This is a genomic window from Streptomyces sp. NBC_00400, assembly GCF_036048035.1.
In the GTDB taxonomy this organism is placed as follows: Bacteria; Actinomycetota; Actinomycetes; order Streptomycetales; family Streptomycetaceae; genus Streptomyces.
In genome coordinates this window covers 6,191,650-6,205,504 of sequence record NZ_CP107940.1, presented here as the reverse complement: position 1 = coordinate 6,205,504, position 13,855 = coordinate 6,191,650, and the positions used below count along the sequence as shown (strand labels likewise).

The window sequence follows — 13,855 nt, the reverse complement described above, 5'->3', positions numbered from 1 at the left end:
GCCTCGGAACCCGCCGGGCGGCGTCAGAACTTCGGGCGCAGCCGGGCGTCGTCGGCGGGGTCCTGGAGGCGCCCGGCGGCTCCTGTGGTCGTGTTGGCCTTGTTCTTGAGCGCGCTGCCCTCGCGCCATTCCTGCCAGGGCATGTTCCAGTCGCCGAAGCCGTTGTCGAACGGCGTCATGGTGTCGCCGCCGCTGTTGACGACCTTGACGATGTCGCCGATGCGCACGTGGTTGAAGAACCACTGGGCGTTGCTGGTGGACATGCCCGTACAGCCGTGGCTGACGTTCGCCGCGCCCTGCGAGCCGACGGACCAGGGTGCGGCATGGACGTACTCCCCGCTCCAGGTCACCCGGGTGGCCCAGTAGACCGGCAGGTCGTAGGACTCCCCGCTCCCGGCGGAGATGCCGACCGTCGAGCTGCGCATCCGTACGAAGCTCTCCTTGCCGAGGACGACCTTGACGCCGTTGCGGGTGGAGAAGCCGGGCTTGCCGGTGGTCACGGGGATGGTGTTGATCGACTCACCGTTGCGCAGCACCGTCATCTGGTGCGTGGCCGCGTCGGTGATGGCCTCCACGCGGTCGCCGGTGGTGAGCTTCACGGGCTTGGACGGGCCGCCGTAGAGCCCCTTGGCGACCTTCAGGCCCGCCAGGTTGCTGTGCACCGAGATGGTCGCGTGCGCGGGCCAGTACTCCTTGGGGCGGAAGTGCAGCTTCTTGTCGTCCACCCAGTGCCAGGCGCCCTGCACCCGCGGCATGGAGTCGACCTTCAGGGCGCTCTCGACGACGGCCCGGGCCGTGGGGTCCTTGACCGGCTGGCTCAGTTCGGCGGTGACCGGCTGGCCGACGCCGTACTCCCCCTCCTTCGGGCCGAAGGCGGCGGTCAACTGGCCGTCGGCGCCGCGGGTGTTGACCACGAGCGTCTTGCGGCCGGGCGACCCGTCCTCCTCCTCGGTGCTCACCCGCACCGTGTAGCGGCTGCCGGCGGCCAGGGGCGCCGTGGTGCGCCAGTGCCTGCCGTCGGCGCTCAGCTCGCCGCGTACAAAGCGTCCTGTGGTGTCGGTGGCGGTCACATCGGTGATCCGCGCGTCGTTCCCCTTGACGGACACCTCCAGCGGCTTGTCGGGGTCCGCTTTCTGGGTGCCGGCCGGGGTGTTGGCCGTGATCTGGTCGGACGCGTCGTAGGGAGTGCCGGAGAGCGTTTCCGAATCCGAGCCCCCGCACGCGGTGGCGCTCACCGCAAGGGGCACGAGCAGGAGGCCGCAGCTCAGCACCGTCCGGGTTCGAGGTCTGTGACTCATGCCCCAAAAATATGAAGAATCACCTGTCCCAGCGCGCTGGAGGAGTGCAAACGGGTCTGCTCCCGGCCGCCAAAAGAGGCGGGCCCGGACACCTGTTGAGGTGTCCGGGCCCGCCGTGGCGTCCTGCGCCGTGGTTACTGCGTGCGGTTCTCGCCGCGGTAGTACTCGAAGACCCAGCCGAAGAGGCCGACGAGGATCACCGGGGCCGAGAAGTACAGCAGCCACCAGCCGAAGACCACGCCCAGGAAGGCGAGCGCGCCACCGACGGCCAGGGACAGCGGCTGCCAGCTGTGCGGGCTGAAGAAGCCCAGCTCACCGGCGTCGTCCGAGACCTCGGCGTTCTCGTTGTCCTGGGCACCCGCGTCGACCCGCCGGGCCGTGAAGGCCAGGTAGTAGCCGACCATGATGCACAGGCCGAAGGCGAGGAACAGTGCGGTGGTACCCGCGGGCTCCTTCGACCACACGCCATAGACGATCGCCATGGCGAGGACGAAGACGGAGAGCCAGATGAACATCTTGCCCTGGATCTTCACTTGCCCGCCTCCTTGCCGCCGGCGAGGGCCTTGTCGTCCTCGGAGGCGCGGCCGTTGTGCAGCGCGTCGAGGGCTGCGATCTCCGGGTGGTGCAGGTCGAACGCCGGGGATTCGGAGCGAATGCGCGGCAGGGTGAGGAAGTTGTGCCGCGGCGGCGGGCAGGACGTCGCCCACTCCAGCGAGCGGCCGTAGCCCCACGGGTCGTCGACCTCGACCTTCTCGCCGTACTTCGCCGTCTTCCAGACGTTGTAGAGGAACGGCAGGATCGACAGGCCCAGCAGGAACGAGCTGATCGTCGAGATGGTGTTCAGCGTCGTGTAGCCGTCGGCCGCGAGGTAGTCCGCGTAGCGCCGCGGCATGCCCTCGGCGCCCAGCCAGTGCTGGACGAGGAAGGTGCCGTGGAAGCCCACGAACAGCGTCCAGAAAGTGATCTTGCCGAGGCGCTCGTCCAGCATCTTGCCGGTGAACTTCGGCCACCAGAAGTGGAAGCCCGCGAACATCGCGAAGACGACCGTGCCGAAGACCACGTAGTGGAAGTGCGCCACCACGAAGTACGAGTCCGAGACGTGGAAGTCCATCGGCGGCGAGGCCAGGATGACACCGGTCAGACCACCGAAGGTGAAGGTGATCAGGAAGCCGATCGTCCACAGCATCGGCGTCTCGAAGGACAGCGAGCCCTTCCACATCGTGCCGATCCAGTTGAAGAACTTCACACCGGTCGGCACCGCGATCAGGAACGTCATGAACGAGAAGAACGGCAGCAGCACACCGCCCGTCACATACATGTGGTGCGCCCACACCGTGACCGACAGACCGGCAATCGACACCGTCGCCGCGATCAGACCCATGTAACCGAACATCGGCTTCCGGGAGAACACCGGAATGACCTCGGAAATGATGCCGAAGAACGGCAAAGCGATGATGTACACCTCAGGATGGCCGAAGAACCAGAAGAGATGCTGCCAGAGCAACGCCCCGCCATTTGCCGCATCGAAGACATGCGCCCCGAATTTACGGTCCGCCTCCAGCGCGAACAGCGCCGCCGCCAGCACCGGGAAGGCCAGCAGGACCAGCACACCGGTCAGCAGCACATTCCAGGTGAAGATCGGCATCCGGAACATCGTCATGCCGGGTGCCCGCATGCAGATGATCGTCGTGATGAAGTTGACCGAACCGAGGATCGTGCCGAAGCCCGAGAAGGCCAGACCCATGATCCACATGTCCGCGCCGACGCCCGGCGAACGCACCGCGTCCGAGAGCGGCGAGTACGCGAACCAGCCGAAGTCCGCCGCACCCTGCGGGGTGAGGAAGCCGGCCACCGCGATCAGCGAGCCGAAGAGGTACAGCCAGTAGGCGAACATGTTCAGCCGCGGGAACGCCACGTCGGGCGCGCCGATCTGCAGCGGCATGATCCAGTTCGCGAAGCCGGCGAACAGCGGCGTCGCGAACATCAGCAGCATGATCGTGCCGTGCATCGTGAACGCCTGGTTGAACTGCTCGTTCGACATGATCTGCGTGCCGGGACGGGCGAGCTCGGCGCGCATCAGCAGCGCCATCAGTCCGCCGACGCAGAAGAACGCGAACGACGTGACCAGGTACATCGTGCCGATGGTCTTGTGGTCAGTGGTCGTCAGCCACTTCACCGCAGCGATGCCGGGTTGCTTCTTGCGTACGGGCGGTGCTGCCGGAGCCGTATCGGCGGCGGCACCCTGAGGTTCGTTGAGGATGCTCACTGGTTCTTGGTCTCCGCATTCCTGGCGTGATCCGTCTGCTTGATGCCCGACGGCAGGTATCCGGTCTGGCCCTTCTTCGCCAGGTCCTTCAGGTGCTCCCGGTACCGCTCGGGGGAGACGACCTTGACGTTGAAGAGCATCCGGGAGTGGTCGACACCGCACAGCTCGGCGCACTTGCCCATGAAGGTGCCCTCCTTGTTGGGAGTCACCTCGAAGACGTTGGTGTGGCCCGGGATGACGTCCTGCTTCATCAGGAAGGGCACCACCCAGAACGAGTGGATGACGTCACGCGAGGTCAGCACGAACTGGACGGTCTCGCCCTTCGGCAGCCACAGGGTCGGGCCCGGGTTGCCGGTCTGCGGGTTGCGCTCACCCGGGGTGCCCACGTCGTAGACGCCGTCGGCACCGGCCGGTGCGCCCTTCTTCCACTTGGGCGGGATCCCGTCCAGTGCGCTGGAGTTGATGTTCGAGGTCGACTTCTTGCCGTCCACGTTCTCCAGGTAGTTGAACGCCCAGCTCCACTGGAAGCCGACCACGTTGACGATGTGGTCGGGCTTCTTGGAAGTCTTGAGGATTGCGCTCTCATCGCGCGCGGTGAAGTAGAACAGCACCGCGATGATGATGAACGGGACGATCGTGTACAACGCCTCGATCGGCATGTTGTACCGCGTCTGCGGGGGGACCTCCACCTTGGACCTGCTGCGGCGGTGGAAGATCACGCTCCAGATGATCAGGCCCCAGACCAGCACGCCCGTTGCGAGGGCGGCGGCCCAGGAGCCCTGCCAAAGAGAGAGGATCCGCGGCGCCTCGTCGGTGACGGGCGTTGGCATGCCGAGGCGGGGGAAGTCCTTATATGTGCAACCAGTAGCGGTCGCCAGGACCAGGCCCGCAGCAAGCACCTGCGGCAGCTTCCGCCGCATCGGGCGCCGCGACGAGCGGTCGGAGCCGTTGGGACTCACGTAGCGCCTTCCCGAGAGTCTCGCCCGCGCGGTCGGCTGCGGCCTTACTCGCTGGTCGGTCGCCGCCCTGCGTCGGGCAGGGGTTTGGATGTTTATGCGGGCCAAACCTTACTGGACGCTATTTGGGGTCGCGCGGGGAGGGTGCCCAACGCGCCGCGACGCACCCCTAAGGGGTGGCCAGGGCTTCCGGGAGGCGCCCGCCGAACCCCCGAATACCCGCTTCCACCAGGCATCTGACGCCGTGCCCGGCCGGGCTCCCGCGCCGCTCCCCGGGGGCCTTCCCCCCGGGCGTCGACCGGGGGCGCTCCACCCGCCGGCGGCGCCCGGGAGCCGCGCGCCGCCGCACGTCGGGGCCGGGGCCGCCCCCGGCCGCGAGCGGAGGACTAACGTCTCGTACGTGCCCTATTTCGACGCGGCGTCGGCCGCCCCCTTGCATCCGGTCGCCCGCGAGGCCCTGCTCGCCTCGCTCGACGAGGGCTGGGCCGACCCGGCCCGCCTCTACCGGGAGGGGCGGCGCGCCCGGCTGCTGCTGGACGCCGCGCGGGAGGCCGCGGCCGAGGCCGTGGGCTGCCGCCCCGACGAATTGGTTTTCACCCCTTCGGGGACGCAGGCGGTGCATACGGGAGTTTCCGGCGCACTGGCGGCCCGCCGGCGGGCCGGCCGCCGGCTGCTGTACTCCGCCGTGGAGCACTCCTCCGTCCTGCACGCCGCCGAGGTCCACGAGGCGGCCGGCGGCAGCCGCGCGGAACTGGCCGTCGACCGTACGGGCCGGGTGGCACCCGGCGAGGTGGCCGCCGCGCTCGGCCCGGACACCGCGCTGGTCGCTCTCCAGTCCGCCAACCACGAGGTGGGAACCGCACAGCCGGTCGAGGAGGTGGCCGCGCTCTGCCGGGAGGCGGCCGTCCCCCTCCTGGTGGACGCCGCGCAGTCGCTGCCGTGGGGGCCGGTGCCCGGCGCCTGGTCGCTGCTGACGGCAAGCGCCCACAAATGGGGCGGACCGCCCGGCGTGGGGCTGCTCGCCGTCCGCAAGGGGACCCGGTTCGCGCCCCAGGGGCCGCGGGACGAGCGGGAGTCGGGCCGCAGCGCGGGCTTCGAGAACATCCCCGCCGTCGTGGCCGCGGCGGCGTCCCTGCGGGCGCTGCGCGCGGGGACGGAGACCGGGGACGAGGCGGCTCGGCTGCGGCGACTGGTGGACCGGATCCGGACGCGGGTGCCTCAGCTGGTCCCGGACGTGGAGGTGGTCGGCGATCCGGTGCGCCGCCTCCCTCATCTCGTCACCTTCTCCTGTCTCTATGTCGACGGAGAGGCCCTGCTGCACGAGCTCGACCGGGCGGGCTTCTCGGTGTCGTCCGGATCGTCGTGCACGTCCAGCACCCTGACGCCGAGCCATGTGCTGCGCGCGATGGGGGTGCTGTCCGAGGGGAATGTGCGGGTCTCGCTGCCGTACGGCACGGCCGAGGCGGACGTGGAGCGCTTCTTGGAGGTGCTGCCGCGGGTGGTGCGCGCGGTGCGGGAGCGGCTGGGCGTCCCGGCGGCGGGGGCTACGGAGGCCGGGGAGGCGGCCGAGGCCGGGGAGGCTACGGAGGCCGGGGAGGCCGCCGAGCCCGCGGAAGCCGCCGAGTCCGCCGGGCTCGTCGTCGACTCGCTGGGCAAGCGCTGCCCCATCCCGGTCATCGAGCTGGCGAAGGTGATCGGCGAGGTGCCGGTCGGCGGGACGGTGACGGTGCTCTCCGACGACGAGGCCGCCCGGCAGGACATCCCCGCCTGGTGCGCCATGCGCGACCAGGAGTACCTGGGCGAGCGGAGGGCCGAGCGCGGCGCCGCGTACGTCGTGCGGCGCCGCGTCTGAAGGAGGGCCGGTCAGGCCAGGTGCTGCTGGACCTCGGCCGCGGCCTCGTGGCCGTAGGCCTTGGTGAAGCGGTCCATGAAGTGGCTGCGGTGCAGCTCGTACTCCTGGGTGCCGACGGTCTCGATGACCAGCGTCGCCAGCATGCAGCCGATCTGGGCGGCGCGCTCCAGGCCGACGCCCCAGGCCAGACCGGACAGGAAGCCGGCCCGGAAGGCGTCGCCGACGCCGGTGGGGTCGGCCTTGGTGTTCTCCTCCGGGACGCCGACCTCGATGACCGGCTCGCCGACCCGCTCGATGCGGACGCCGTTGGCGCCGAGGGTGGTGACGCGGGTGCCGACCTTGGCCAGGATCTCCTCGTCGGTCCAGCCGGTCTTGGACTCGATCAGGCCCTTCTCGTACTCGTTCGAGAAGAGGTAGGCGGCGCCCTCCATGAGGGTGCGGATGGCGTCGCCGTCCATCCGGGCGATCTGCTGGGAGAAGTCGGCGCCGAAGGGGATACCGCGGCTGCGGCACTCCTCGGTGTGCCGGATCATCGCCTCGGGGTCGTCCGCGCCGATCACGACGAGGTCCAGGCCGCCGACCCGCTCGGCCACGTGCTGCAGCTCGATCAGCCGGGCCTCGCTCATCGCGCCGGTGTAGAACGAGCCGATCTGGTTGTGGTCGGCGTCGGTGGTGCACACGAAGCGCGCGGTGTGCAGCACCTCGGAGATACGGACGGAGCGGGTGTCGACGCCGTGGCGGTCGAGCCAGGCGCGGTACTCCTCGAAGTCGTTGCCGGCGGCACCGACCAGGATCGGCTCGGTGCCGAGCTGGCCCATGCCGAAGCAGATGTTGGCGGCGACGCCGCCGCGGCGGACGTCGAGCTCGTCGACCAGGAACGAGAGGGAGACCGTATGCAGCTGGTCGGCGACCAACTGATCGGCGAAACGGCCGGGGAAGGTCATCAGGTGGTCGGTGGCGATGGAGCCGGTGACTGCGATACGCACGACGGGTCTGCTCCTGCGGAAGGCGTAGGGGCGGGCTGACGTGTAGCCACGCTACCCGCCGGGGTCGCGCGCCACCTGGTCATCCCGGACACTTGGAATGGCTGAAACTACCCAATAGTAGGTCTTTCTCGTCGCTATATGGCTGCGTACGGTGCCCCTATGACCAAACCTGTGAAAGCCGTCACACCGCGTGAGGGCGTCTCGCCCGCCGCGCAGGACCCCGAATCGCTCGACGAGCTGCGCGGCGACTGCGCACGGATGGCGGACCGGTGGACGTCCGGACGGCGGTCCGCGCCCGCGCCGGGGCGCGCCGCCGATCTGCGCGGCGTCGAGGTCCCCTCCCGTTCGGCCGCGCTCGTGGACGGAATGTCCGAGTACGGCGACTGAAATGTCCCCGTACGGCGACTGACCGGCCGCCCGGCCGGAACCGTATCCACCCCCGCTCCGTCCCATCGGCGTCACCTCACGGAGGATGGCACGTCAGATGTTCAGCGGAGCCGAAGGAGCGATGCGGTGAACACCGAGGACACCACCGACACCCCGAACCCCAAGGAGCGCAGGCGGCGCACCCCTGTGGTGGTCGCCTCGATGGCCGCGGCGGTACTTCTCGCCGGGGGCGGCGCGGCGTACTGGGTCTCGTCCGCGTCCAGCAACGAAGGCGCGGGTTCAGCGGCCAAGGGCGACCCGCCACCGCTGGCGCTCGACGGCTACACCGGCGGCGGTTCGATCGCGGCCGGCGAGCCCAACCCCCAGGGCGCGAAGTACCGGGCGGTGAAGAAACTGCCCGGCGGCCCGGCGTCCGCGCCGGTGTACCGCCCCAAGGGCGAGATCAGCCGCGAGTCGGTGGAACGGCTGGCAAAGGCGCTGGACGTGTCCGGAAAGGTGCGCTCGGAGGGCACCTCCTGGAAGGCCGGCGGGCTGACGCGGGACGCCCGTAGTCCCGTGCTGGAGGTGAAGAAGTCCGGCTCGGGCGCCTGGACGTACTCGCAGTACGGCACGCCGGGCGGCACGAACTGTGCCCTGCCCGCCTCCCCGAAGGGCGGCAAGGGTCAGGACCAGGCCGACGGCGCGGCGCCGTCGGGCCGTCCCGGCTGTCCTTCGTACCGCGGTGGCGGGGACGTCACGACCGAGGACGACAGCAAGGGCGCGGTGTCGCCGGAGAAGGCCGAGAAGGCCGTGCGGCCGGTGCTGAAGGCGCTCGGCCAGGAGAACGCCCGGCTCGATGCGGGCGGGCTGTCCGGCGCGGTGCGGATCGTCAGCGCGAATCCGGTGCTCGGCGGGCTGCCGACGTACGGCTGGCAGAGCGATCTCCAGGTCGGCTCGGACGGCCAGGTGGTCGGCGGCAGCGGCCAGTTGGCGAACCCGGCCAAGGGCGCGGTCTATCCGGTGCTGGACGCCGGCAAGACGCTGGACCGGCTGAACGAGGGCGGGGGCCGCAAGCCGGCGAGCTGCCCCTCGATGCCCGGTGACAAGGGCGGCAAGGACGACAAGGGGGGCAAGGGCGGCGGGATAGCGCCGTGCGAGCCGGCGCCGACGAAGGCGCAGCAGCCGTCGGAGGTGACCGGCGCCGTCTTCGGCCTCTCGGTGCAGTACGTGGACGGCGGGCAGGCGCTGGTGCCGTCGTGGCTGTACAAGGTGCGCCAGCCGGGCACCGGCAGCGGTCCGGACGCCACCTCGACGATCGCGCACCCGGCGGTGAACCCGAAGTACCTGGCCCACCGGGGCGGCGGGTCGCCGAGCGCGACGAAGCCGTCCGGCAAGCCCGGGGCGATGGCCCTGGAGTCGTACGACGTGGGTGACGGCGGCAAGAAGCTGACGGTGCACTTCTGGGGCGGGGTGTGCAGCACCTACTCGGTGAGCGCCGAGGAATCCGGCGCGACCGTGAAGACCAAGGTCGTCGGCAAGGACAAGAAGCCGGGCCAGGTCTGCGTGAAGATCGCCAAGGAGTTCACCAAGACCGTGACGCTGCAGAAGCCGCTGGACGGCCGGAAGGTGGTCGATGTGTCGACCGGTGAGTCCGTGCCCAAGCGGTGAGTCCGTGCCCGAGCGGCGACCGGCCGCGGTGCGGCCGCCCGCGGCGGGGGCAGGAAAACGAAAGGCGGCGCTCCCCCACTCGGGGGGGGGCGCCGCCTTTCGACGAGCTGCCGTGCTCCTCGGCCGGAGCCCGCGCTCCTTAGCTGAAGGAGTCGCCGCAGGCGCAGGAGCCGGTGGCGTTCGGGTTGTCGATCGTGAAGCCCTGCTTCTCGATGGTGTCGACGAAGTCGATGGAGGCACCGCCCAGGTAGGGGGCGCTCATCCGGTCGGTGACGACCTTGACACCGTCGAAGTCCTTGACGACATCGCCGTCGAGCGAACGCTCGTCGAAGAAGAGCTGGTAGCGCAGACCGGAGCAGCCGCCGGGCTGAACGGCCACCCGCAGCGCGAGGTCGTCCCGGCCTTCCTGCTCCAGCAGGCTCTTGACCTTCGACGCGGCCGCGTCGGACAGGATGATGCCGTCGCTGACGGTGGTCTCGTCCTGAACGCTCATCTACATCTCTCCCGGGTTGTACGGACCGCTTGTCATCGGATGCAACCAGCTGCAACCGGCGACGTCCCGGATTAATTCCGGCTGGGCGCGAATTGCCGAGAAGCCGGTTTCCGGACACCGTCCGGGCGAGCCTCTCGCCTTGTTCTCTCCTCATGCTCGCACACCGGCCGCCGGGAACACGTGGCCGACCGCACACGGCGGCGCCCGGAGGCAGGACGGGGGTGCTGATGCGACACATCGACACGATGGCCGTCGTCAAAGTGACGTGAAGCAGCTATGATAGATAGCGTCATATAGACGAAAAGGCTCCCGGTGGACACACCGGCTCCCACGGATGCGGCTGCGCCGCGCTCATCGAAGAAAAGAGAGGGTGCGTGTCGTGACCACCGCCCAGCCCCTGGACGTCCAGCCGACCCCGCTGGCCCTGCTCCTCCTCGGCCGCGAGGCCGACCCGAAGAGCGAGCGCGGTGTGGAGTGCCCCGGCGATCTGCCGGCCCCGTCGGACCCCGACCTCGTCGAGCGCGCCCGCGCGGCGAAGGCGAAGCTCGGGGACAAGGTCTTCGTCCTCGGGCACCACTACCAGCGCGACGAGGTCATCGAGTTCGCCGATGTGACCGGCGACTCCTTCAAGCTCGCGCGGGACGCCGCCGCCCGGCCGGACGCCGAGTACATCGTCTTCTGCGGTGTGCACTTCATGGCGGAGTCCGCGGACATCCTCACCGGCGACGACCAGCAGGTCATCCTCCCCGACCTCGCCGCCGGCTGCTCGATGGCCGATATGGCCACCGCCGAGCAGGTCGCCGAGTGCTGGGACGTGCTCACCGAGGCCGGTGTCGCCGAGCAGGTCGTCCCCGTCTCGTACATGAACTCCTCGGCCGACATCAAGGCCTTCACCGGCAAGCACGGTGGCACGATCTGCACGTCCTCCAACGCCAAGCGGGCGCTGGACTGGGCATTTGAACAGGGCGAGCCCGGTGCGACGAAGGTGCTGTTCCTGCCCGACCAGCACCTGGGCCGCAACACCGCCGTCCGCGACATGGGCCTGTCCCTGGACGACTGCGTGCTCTACAACCCGCACAAGCCGAACGGCGGCCTGACCACCGAGGAGCTGCGGGCCGCGAAGATGATCCTGTGGCGCGGCCACTGCTCGGTGCACGGCCGCTTCTCGCTGGAGTCCGTGAACGACGTGCGCGCGCGCATCCCGGGCGTCAATGTCCTCGTTCACCCCGAGTGCAAGCACGAGGTCGTGGCGGCGGCGGACTACGTCGGTTCGACGGAGTACATCATCAAGGCGCTGGAGGCCGCCCCGCGCGGCTCGAAGTGGGCCATCGGCACCGAGCTCAACCTGGTCCGCCGGCTGGCCAACCGCTTCGCCGCGGAGGACAAGGAGATCGTCTTCCTCGACAAGACGGTCTGCTTCTGCTCGACGATGAACCGCATCGACCTCCCGCACCTGGTGTGGGCCCTGGAGTCGCTGGCCGCCGGGAAGGTCGTCAACCGCATCCAGGTCGACCGGGAGACCGAGAGCTTTGCGAAGCTGGCGCTCGAGCGGATGCTTGCGCTGCCGTAGCCCACGTTTTCGGCTTTCCCGCCGTGGGGGTTGCTCGCCGTTCCGCCTGCGGCGGGCGGGGTCCGCTGCGCGGGGCTGTGGGTGCGGGCCTGCGGGGCCTGGTGTGTGGACTGCTTCGCTTTACGTCCACACACCAGGCCCCTCCGGCCCGTCCCCTCCCGTGGGGGATGGTGTTTCCGTGGGTGGGGGCGGGCCGTCTGCCCTGCTTGGCGGTTCCCCGCGGTTATTCGAGGGTCCAGCGGACTTTGTCGCCGCCCTTGATCGCGGTGTGGCAGGGGCCTTTCTTGATCTTTTCCTCGTTCACGTACGCGTTCCACTTCTTCTTGCCCTCGGCGACGTCGCCGTGGATCTCGGTGACGACGAAATCCTGGGCTTTCGTGTCCCAGCGCGCCTTGACGCCGCCGAGGCCGTACTGCTCATCGGCGTCGACCAGGGCCGTGAGGGGCGTGGGCGAGAGGCCGTCGGCGGCGCAGTAGAAACCGCCCAGGAGCGTGCGCGGTCCCGTGATGACGAGTCCCACGCTGGCGGTGTAGGGGCCGCCGGTGACGCCGACGCGGACCCGGACGTCTCCCGGGGAAGCGAGGGCGGGCGGCGGCGCCGCGAGAGCCAGGGCGAGGCCCAGCCCGAGCGCGATGACGGGGGTGGCCCTGCGGGCCAGCGCAGACGGCACGGTTGCTCACCTTTCGTCGGTCCAGCTCCACCCGTCACAAAACCACCGGCCTCCGCGGTCGGCGAGAGATGCGCGGCCAAATGCGTGCGCTGCCACCTGCGTCTGCCGCCAATTGCGTCTGCCGTCTTGGCCGCAGACGGATCGTCACGGACTCGTCTACGGCTCTACGACCCTGCGCTCTGCCGCTCTACAGATAGATCTGCTGGCGGCAGGCCCGGCAGCAGGTCCGCCCCTCGCACAATCTGGTCTCCCCGTGATCGCACGGCTCCGGCAGCCGGTCACCCCGGCTGACCGCGATCCGTAATACGTCCCGCAGCGCCTGGTGGAGTGCGGCGGCCGTCCGGCACAGCTCCCGGGGGTCGGCGCCCCGTACGGCGGGCAGGGGCCCGGTCTCGTCGAGCAGGGCCTCGGCGGCTTCGATCAGCTCGTCCTCGGCGTGGTCGGCCAGCAGGGAAAGGGGGCTGTCGGGGTTGTCCGTGCTCAGGTAGCACGGGGCGCCGTCCGGCCTGGTCCACGGCAGCAGCCGCGGAGGCGAACACCGTGACGGCGAACGCTCGTACATATGACTCGCTTCCTTCGGATCGACCCTTCTCACTACCGTGTGTATCGCCATCGCCACCCTGTGGGACATGGCCTCAACGCAGGTGTCTCGTCCGCCTGTTGAGCTGGGACGACCGAGAGCTGACGGATATGAAGTTCACCTCGAAGGAACTGACCCCGTACCTGTCCGCACGCCACTTCTTCGGCGCCGAACAGCGCCGCCACCGCGAGCGCGCGAAGCTGTCGCTGGTGCAGTTGGCGAACATCGTCAACTTCGGCAAGAGCACCCTGGCGCGCGTCGAGGCGGCGGAGCTGATGCCACCCCCGGAACTACCCGCCGCACTCGACGCGGCATTCGGCACGGAGGAGCACTTCCACGGCCTGTACCAGCTCGCGAAGAGGGAGGCACATCCGGATCAGTACCGGCGCTTCATGGACTTCGAGGCACGCGCCGAGGTGATCGAGGTCTATGAACCGCAGGCCGTGCCGGGATTGCTGCAGACCAAGGAGTACGCCCGCGATTCTCTGGGCTGTCAGGAGGACTTGGCCAAGGAACAGGTCGAAGAGCGCGTCAACGCCCGGATGTCCCGTCAGGAGCGTCTGCACTCGGCCGCCCGGCCATACCGATGGGTGATCATCGACGAGGCTGTGCTCCGGCGGCACGCGGGCGGCAGGGAGTGCATGCACAAACAACTGGCTCGGCTGCTCGAACAGATGGATACTCCCGACAGTAAGGTGCAGGTCATGCCGTTCAGCGCGGGTCCGTACCCGCTGATGGGCGGCGCCCTGAATCTGCTGACGCTTCCCGACGGCTCCACCATGGCCTACGAAGAGGGCATCGAGGCCGCGCATCTCCACGAGGATTCGGAAGCCGTGAAGAAGTGGCGGCGCCGGTACGAGGTGCTGCGTGCGAATGCCCTCTCACTGGCGGAGTCAGCGGACCTGATCCGAACAGCAATGGAGGACTACAAGCCATGCGACACACAACCGAGTTGAGCGCGGCTCGCTGGCGCAAGAGCAGCTACAGCAACACCAACGGCGGGAGTTGCGTCGAGGTCGCCGACGGATTCCCCGGTCTCGTCCCCGTACGGGACAGCAAGAACCCGCTCGGCCCCGCGCTCCTCATCCCCCACGCGGCCTGGAGCACCTTTGTGGATTCCCTCAAGGTCCAGAGCTAGACGTGGACTAGA

At 69.3% G+C, this 13,855-nt stretch carries 14 protein-coding genes; 6 read left to right on the top strand and 8 right to left on the bottom strand.

Features of this window, described 5'->3' with window-relative positions; genetic code table 11:
- Positions 1–23: 23 nt before the first annotated feature.
- The 4 genes from OHS81_RS27150 to ctaC all read right to left on the bottom strand — a co-directional run bounded on the left by OHS81_RS27150 (position 24) and on the right by ctaC (position 4,523).
- Complete coding sequence (locus tag OHS81_RS27150) at positions 24–1,298, bottom strand: L,D-transpeptidase (protein WP_328387354.1); 1,275 nt, start codon at positions 1,296–1,298, stop codon at positions 24–26.
- A 134-nt stretch (positions 1,299–1,432) separates the two neighbouring features.
- Positions 1,433–1,831 (bottom strand): cytochrome c oxidase subunit 4, encoded by a 399-nt coding sequence (locus tag OHS81_RS27145; protein ID WP_030812810.1) that lies wholly within the window; start codon positions 1,829–1,831, stop codon positions 1,433–1,435.
- A complete protein-coding gene (gene ctaD, locus OHS81_RS27140; protein WP_328387351.1) occupies positions 1,828–3,564 on the bottom strand; it encodes an aa3-type cytochrome oxidase subunit I in 1,737 nt (578 codons plus the stop codon). The genes OHS81_RS27145 and ctaD overlap by 4 nt, the downstream gene beginning before the upstream one ends.
- Positions 3,561–4,523, bottom strand: a complete 963-nt coding sequence (ctaC, locus tag OHS81_RS27135) for an aa3-type cytochrome oxidase subunit II (RefSeq protein WP_328387349.1) — start codon at positions 4,521–4,523, stop codon at positions 3,561–3,563. Before ctaC ends, ctaD begins: the two co-directional genes overlap by 4 nt.
- Positions 4,524–4,920: 397 nt before the next feature.
- Between ctaC and OHS81_RS27130 the strand changes: the two genes are divergently transcribed.
- Entirely contained in the window at positions 4,921–6,372 is a 1,452-nt protein-coding gene (locus tag OHS81_RS27130) for a cysteine desulfurase/sulfurtransferase TusA family protein (RefSeq protein WP_328387347.1), read from the top strand.
- 11 nt (positions 6,373–6,383) lie between these two features.
- Here the strand turns inward: OHS81_RS27130 and OHS81_RS27125 are convergent, their stop codons facing one another.
- Positions 6,384–7,358, bottom strand: coding sequence for a carbohydrate kinase family protein (locus OHS81_RS27125; protein WP_328387345.1), 975 nt, complete (start codon positions 7,356–7,358; stop codon positions 6,384–6,386).
- 159 nt (positions 7,359–7,517) lie between these two features.
- Here OHS81_RS27125 and OHS81_RS27120 point away from each other — a divergent pair, with 159 nt between their 5' ends.
- Together OHS81_RS27120 and OHS81_RS27115 are read left to right on the top strand one after the other, a co-directional pair.
- Positions 7,518–7,745 (top strand): hypothetical protein, encoded by a 228-nt coding sequence (locus OHS81_RS27120; protein WP_328387343.1) that lies wholly within the window; start codon positions 7,518–7,520, stop codon positions 7,743–7,745.
- 126 nt (positions 7,746–7,871) lie between these two features.
- Positions 7,872–9,392: a hypothetical protein gene (locus tag OHS81_RS27115; RefSeq protein WP_328387341.1), complete on the top strand. Its 1,521-nt coding sequence runs from the start codon at positions 7,872–7,874 to the stop codon at positions 9,390–9,392.
- Positions 9,393–9,531: 139 nt separating this feature from the next.
- Here OHS81_RS27115 and erpA read toward each other — a convergent pair whose 3' ends face one another.
- On the bottom strand, positions 9,532–9,885 hold the full coding sequence (erpA, locus tag OHS81_RS27110; RefSeq protein ID WP_006606077.1) for an iron-sulfur cluster insertion protein ErpA: 354 nt from the start codon (positions 9,883–9,885) through the stop codon (positions 9,532–9,534).
- Between the two features lie 370 nt (positions 9,886–10,255).
- On the opposite strand from erpA, the gene nadA reads away from it, so the two are divergent.
- Positions 10,256–11,455: a quinolinate synthase NadA gene (nadA, locus tag OHS81_RS27105; protein WP_328387338.1), complete on the top strand. Its 1,200-nt coding sequence runs from the start codon at positions 10,256–10,258 to the stop codon at positions 11,453–11,455.
- Between the two features lie 223 nt (positions 11,456–11,678).
- Here the strand turns inward: nadA and OHS81_RS27100 are convergent, their stop codons facing one another.
- Together OHS81_RS27100 and OHS81_RS27095 are read right to left on the bottom strand one after the other, a co-directional pair.
- Positions 11,679–12,125, bottom strand: a complete 447-nt coding sequence (locus OHS81_RS27100) for a hypothetical protein (protein WP_328387336.1) — start codon at positions 12,123–12,125, stop codon at positions 11,679–11,681.
- A gap of 187 nt (positions 12,126–12,312) precedes the next feature.
- Positions 12,313–12,687, bottom strand: a complete 375-nt coding sequence (locus OHS81_RS27095; protein ID WP_328387334.1) for a hypothetical protein — start codon at positions 12,685–12,687, stop codon at positions 12,313–12,315.
- Positions 12,688–12,815: 128 nt separating this feature from the next.
- Here OHS81_RS27095 and OHS81_RS27090 point away from each other — a divergent pair, with 128 nt between their 5' ends.
- Together OHS81_RS27090 and OHS81_RS27085 are read left to right on the top strand one after the other, a co-directional pair.
- Positions 12,816–13,661 carry a helix-turn-helix domain-containing protein gene (locus tag OHS81_RS27090; protein WP_328391444.1) on the top strand — a complete coding sequence of 282 codons (846 nt, stop codon included), beginning with the start codon at positions 12,816–12,818 and terminating at the stop codon, positions 13,659–13,661.
- Entirely contained in the window at positions 13,640–13,843 is a 204-nt protein-coding gene (locus OHS81_RS27085) for a DUF397 domain-containing protein (protein WP_328387332.1), read from the top strand. Before OHS81_RS27090 ends, OHS81_RS27085 begins: the two co-directional genes overlap by 22 nt.
- The last annotated feature ends 12 nt before the right edge of the window (positions 13,844–13,855 follow it).

Bases quoted from the DNA above. Each gene is read 5' to 3' on its own strand.
- OHS81_RS27150 (WP_328387354.1), bottom strand. From the start codon at position 1,298: ATGAGTCACAGACCTCGAACCCGGACGGTGCTGAGCTGCGGCCTCCTG.
- OHS81_RS27120 (WP_328387343.1), top strand. From the start codon at position 7,518: ATGACCAAACCTGTGAAAGCCGTCACACCGCGTGAGGGCGTCTCGCCC.
- erpA (WP_006606077.1), bottom strand. From the start codon at position 9,885: ATGAGCGTTCAGGACGAGACCACCGTCAGCGACGGCATCATCCTGTCC.
- OHS81_RS27095 (WP_328387334.1), bottom strand. From the start codon at position 12,687: ATGTACGAGCGTTCGCCGTCACGGTGTTCGCCTCCGCGGCTGCTGCCG.
- OHS81_RS27090 (WP_328391444.1), top strand. From the start codon at position 12,816: ATGAAGTTCACCTCGAAGGAACTGACCCCGTACCTGTCCGCACGCCAC.
- OHS81_RS27085 (WP_328387332.1), top strand. From the start codon at position 13,640: ATGCGACACACAACCGAGTTGAGCGCGGCTCGCTGGCGCAAGAGCAGC.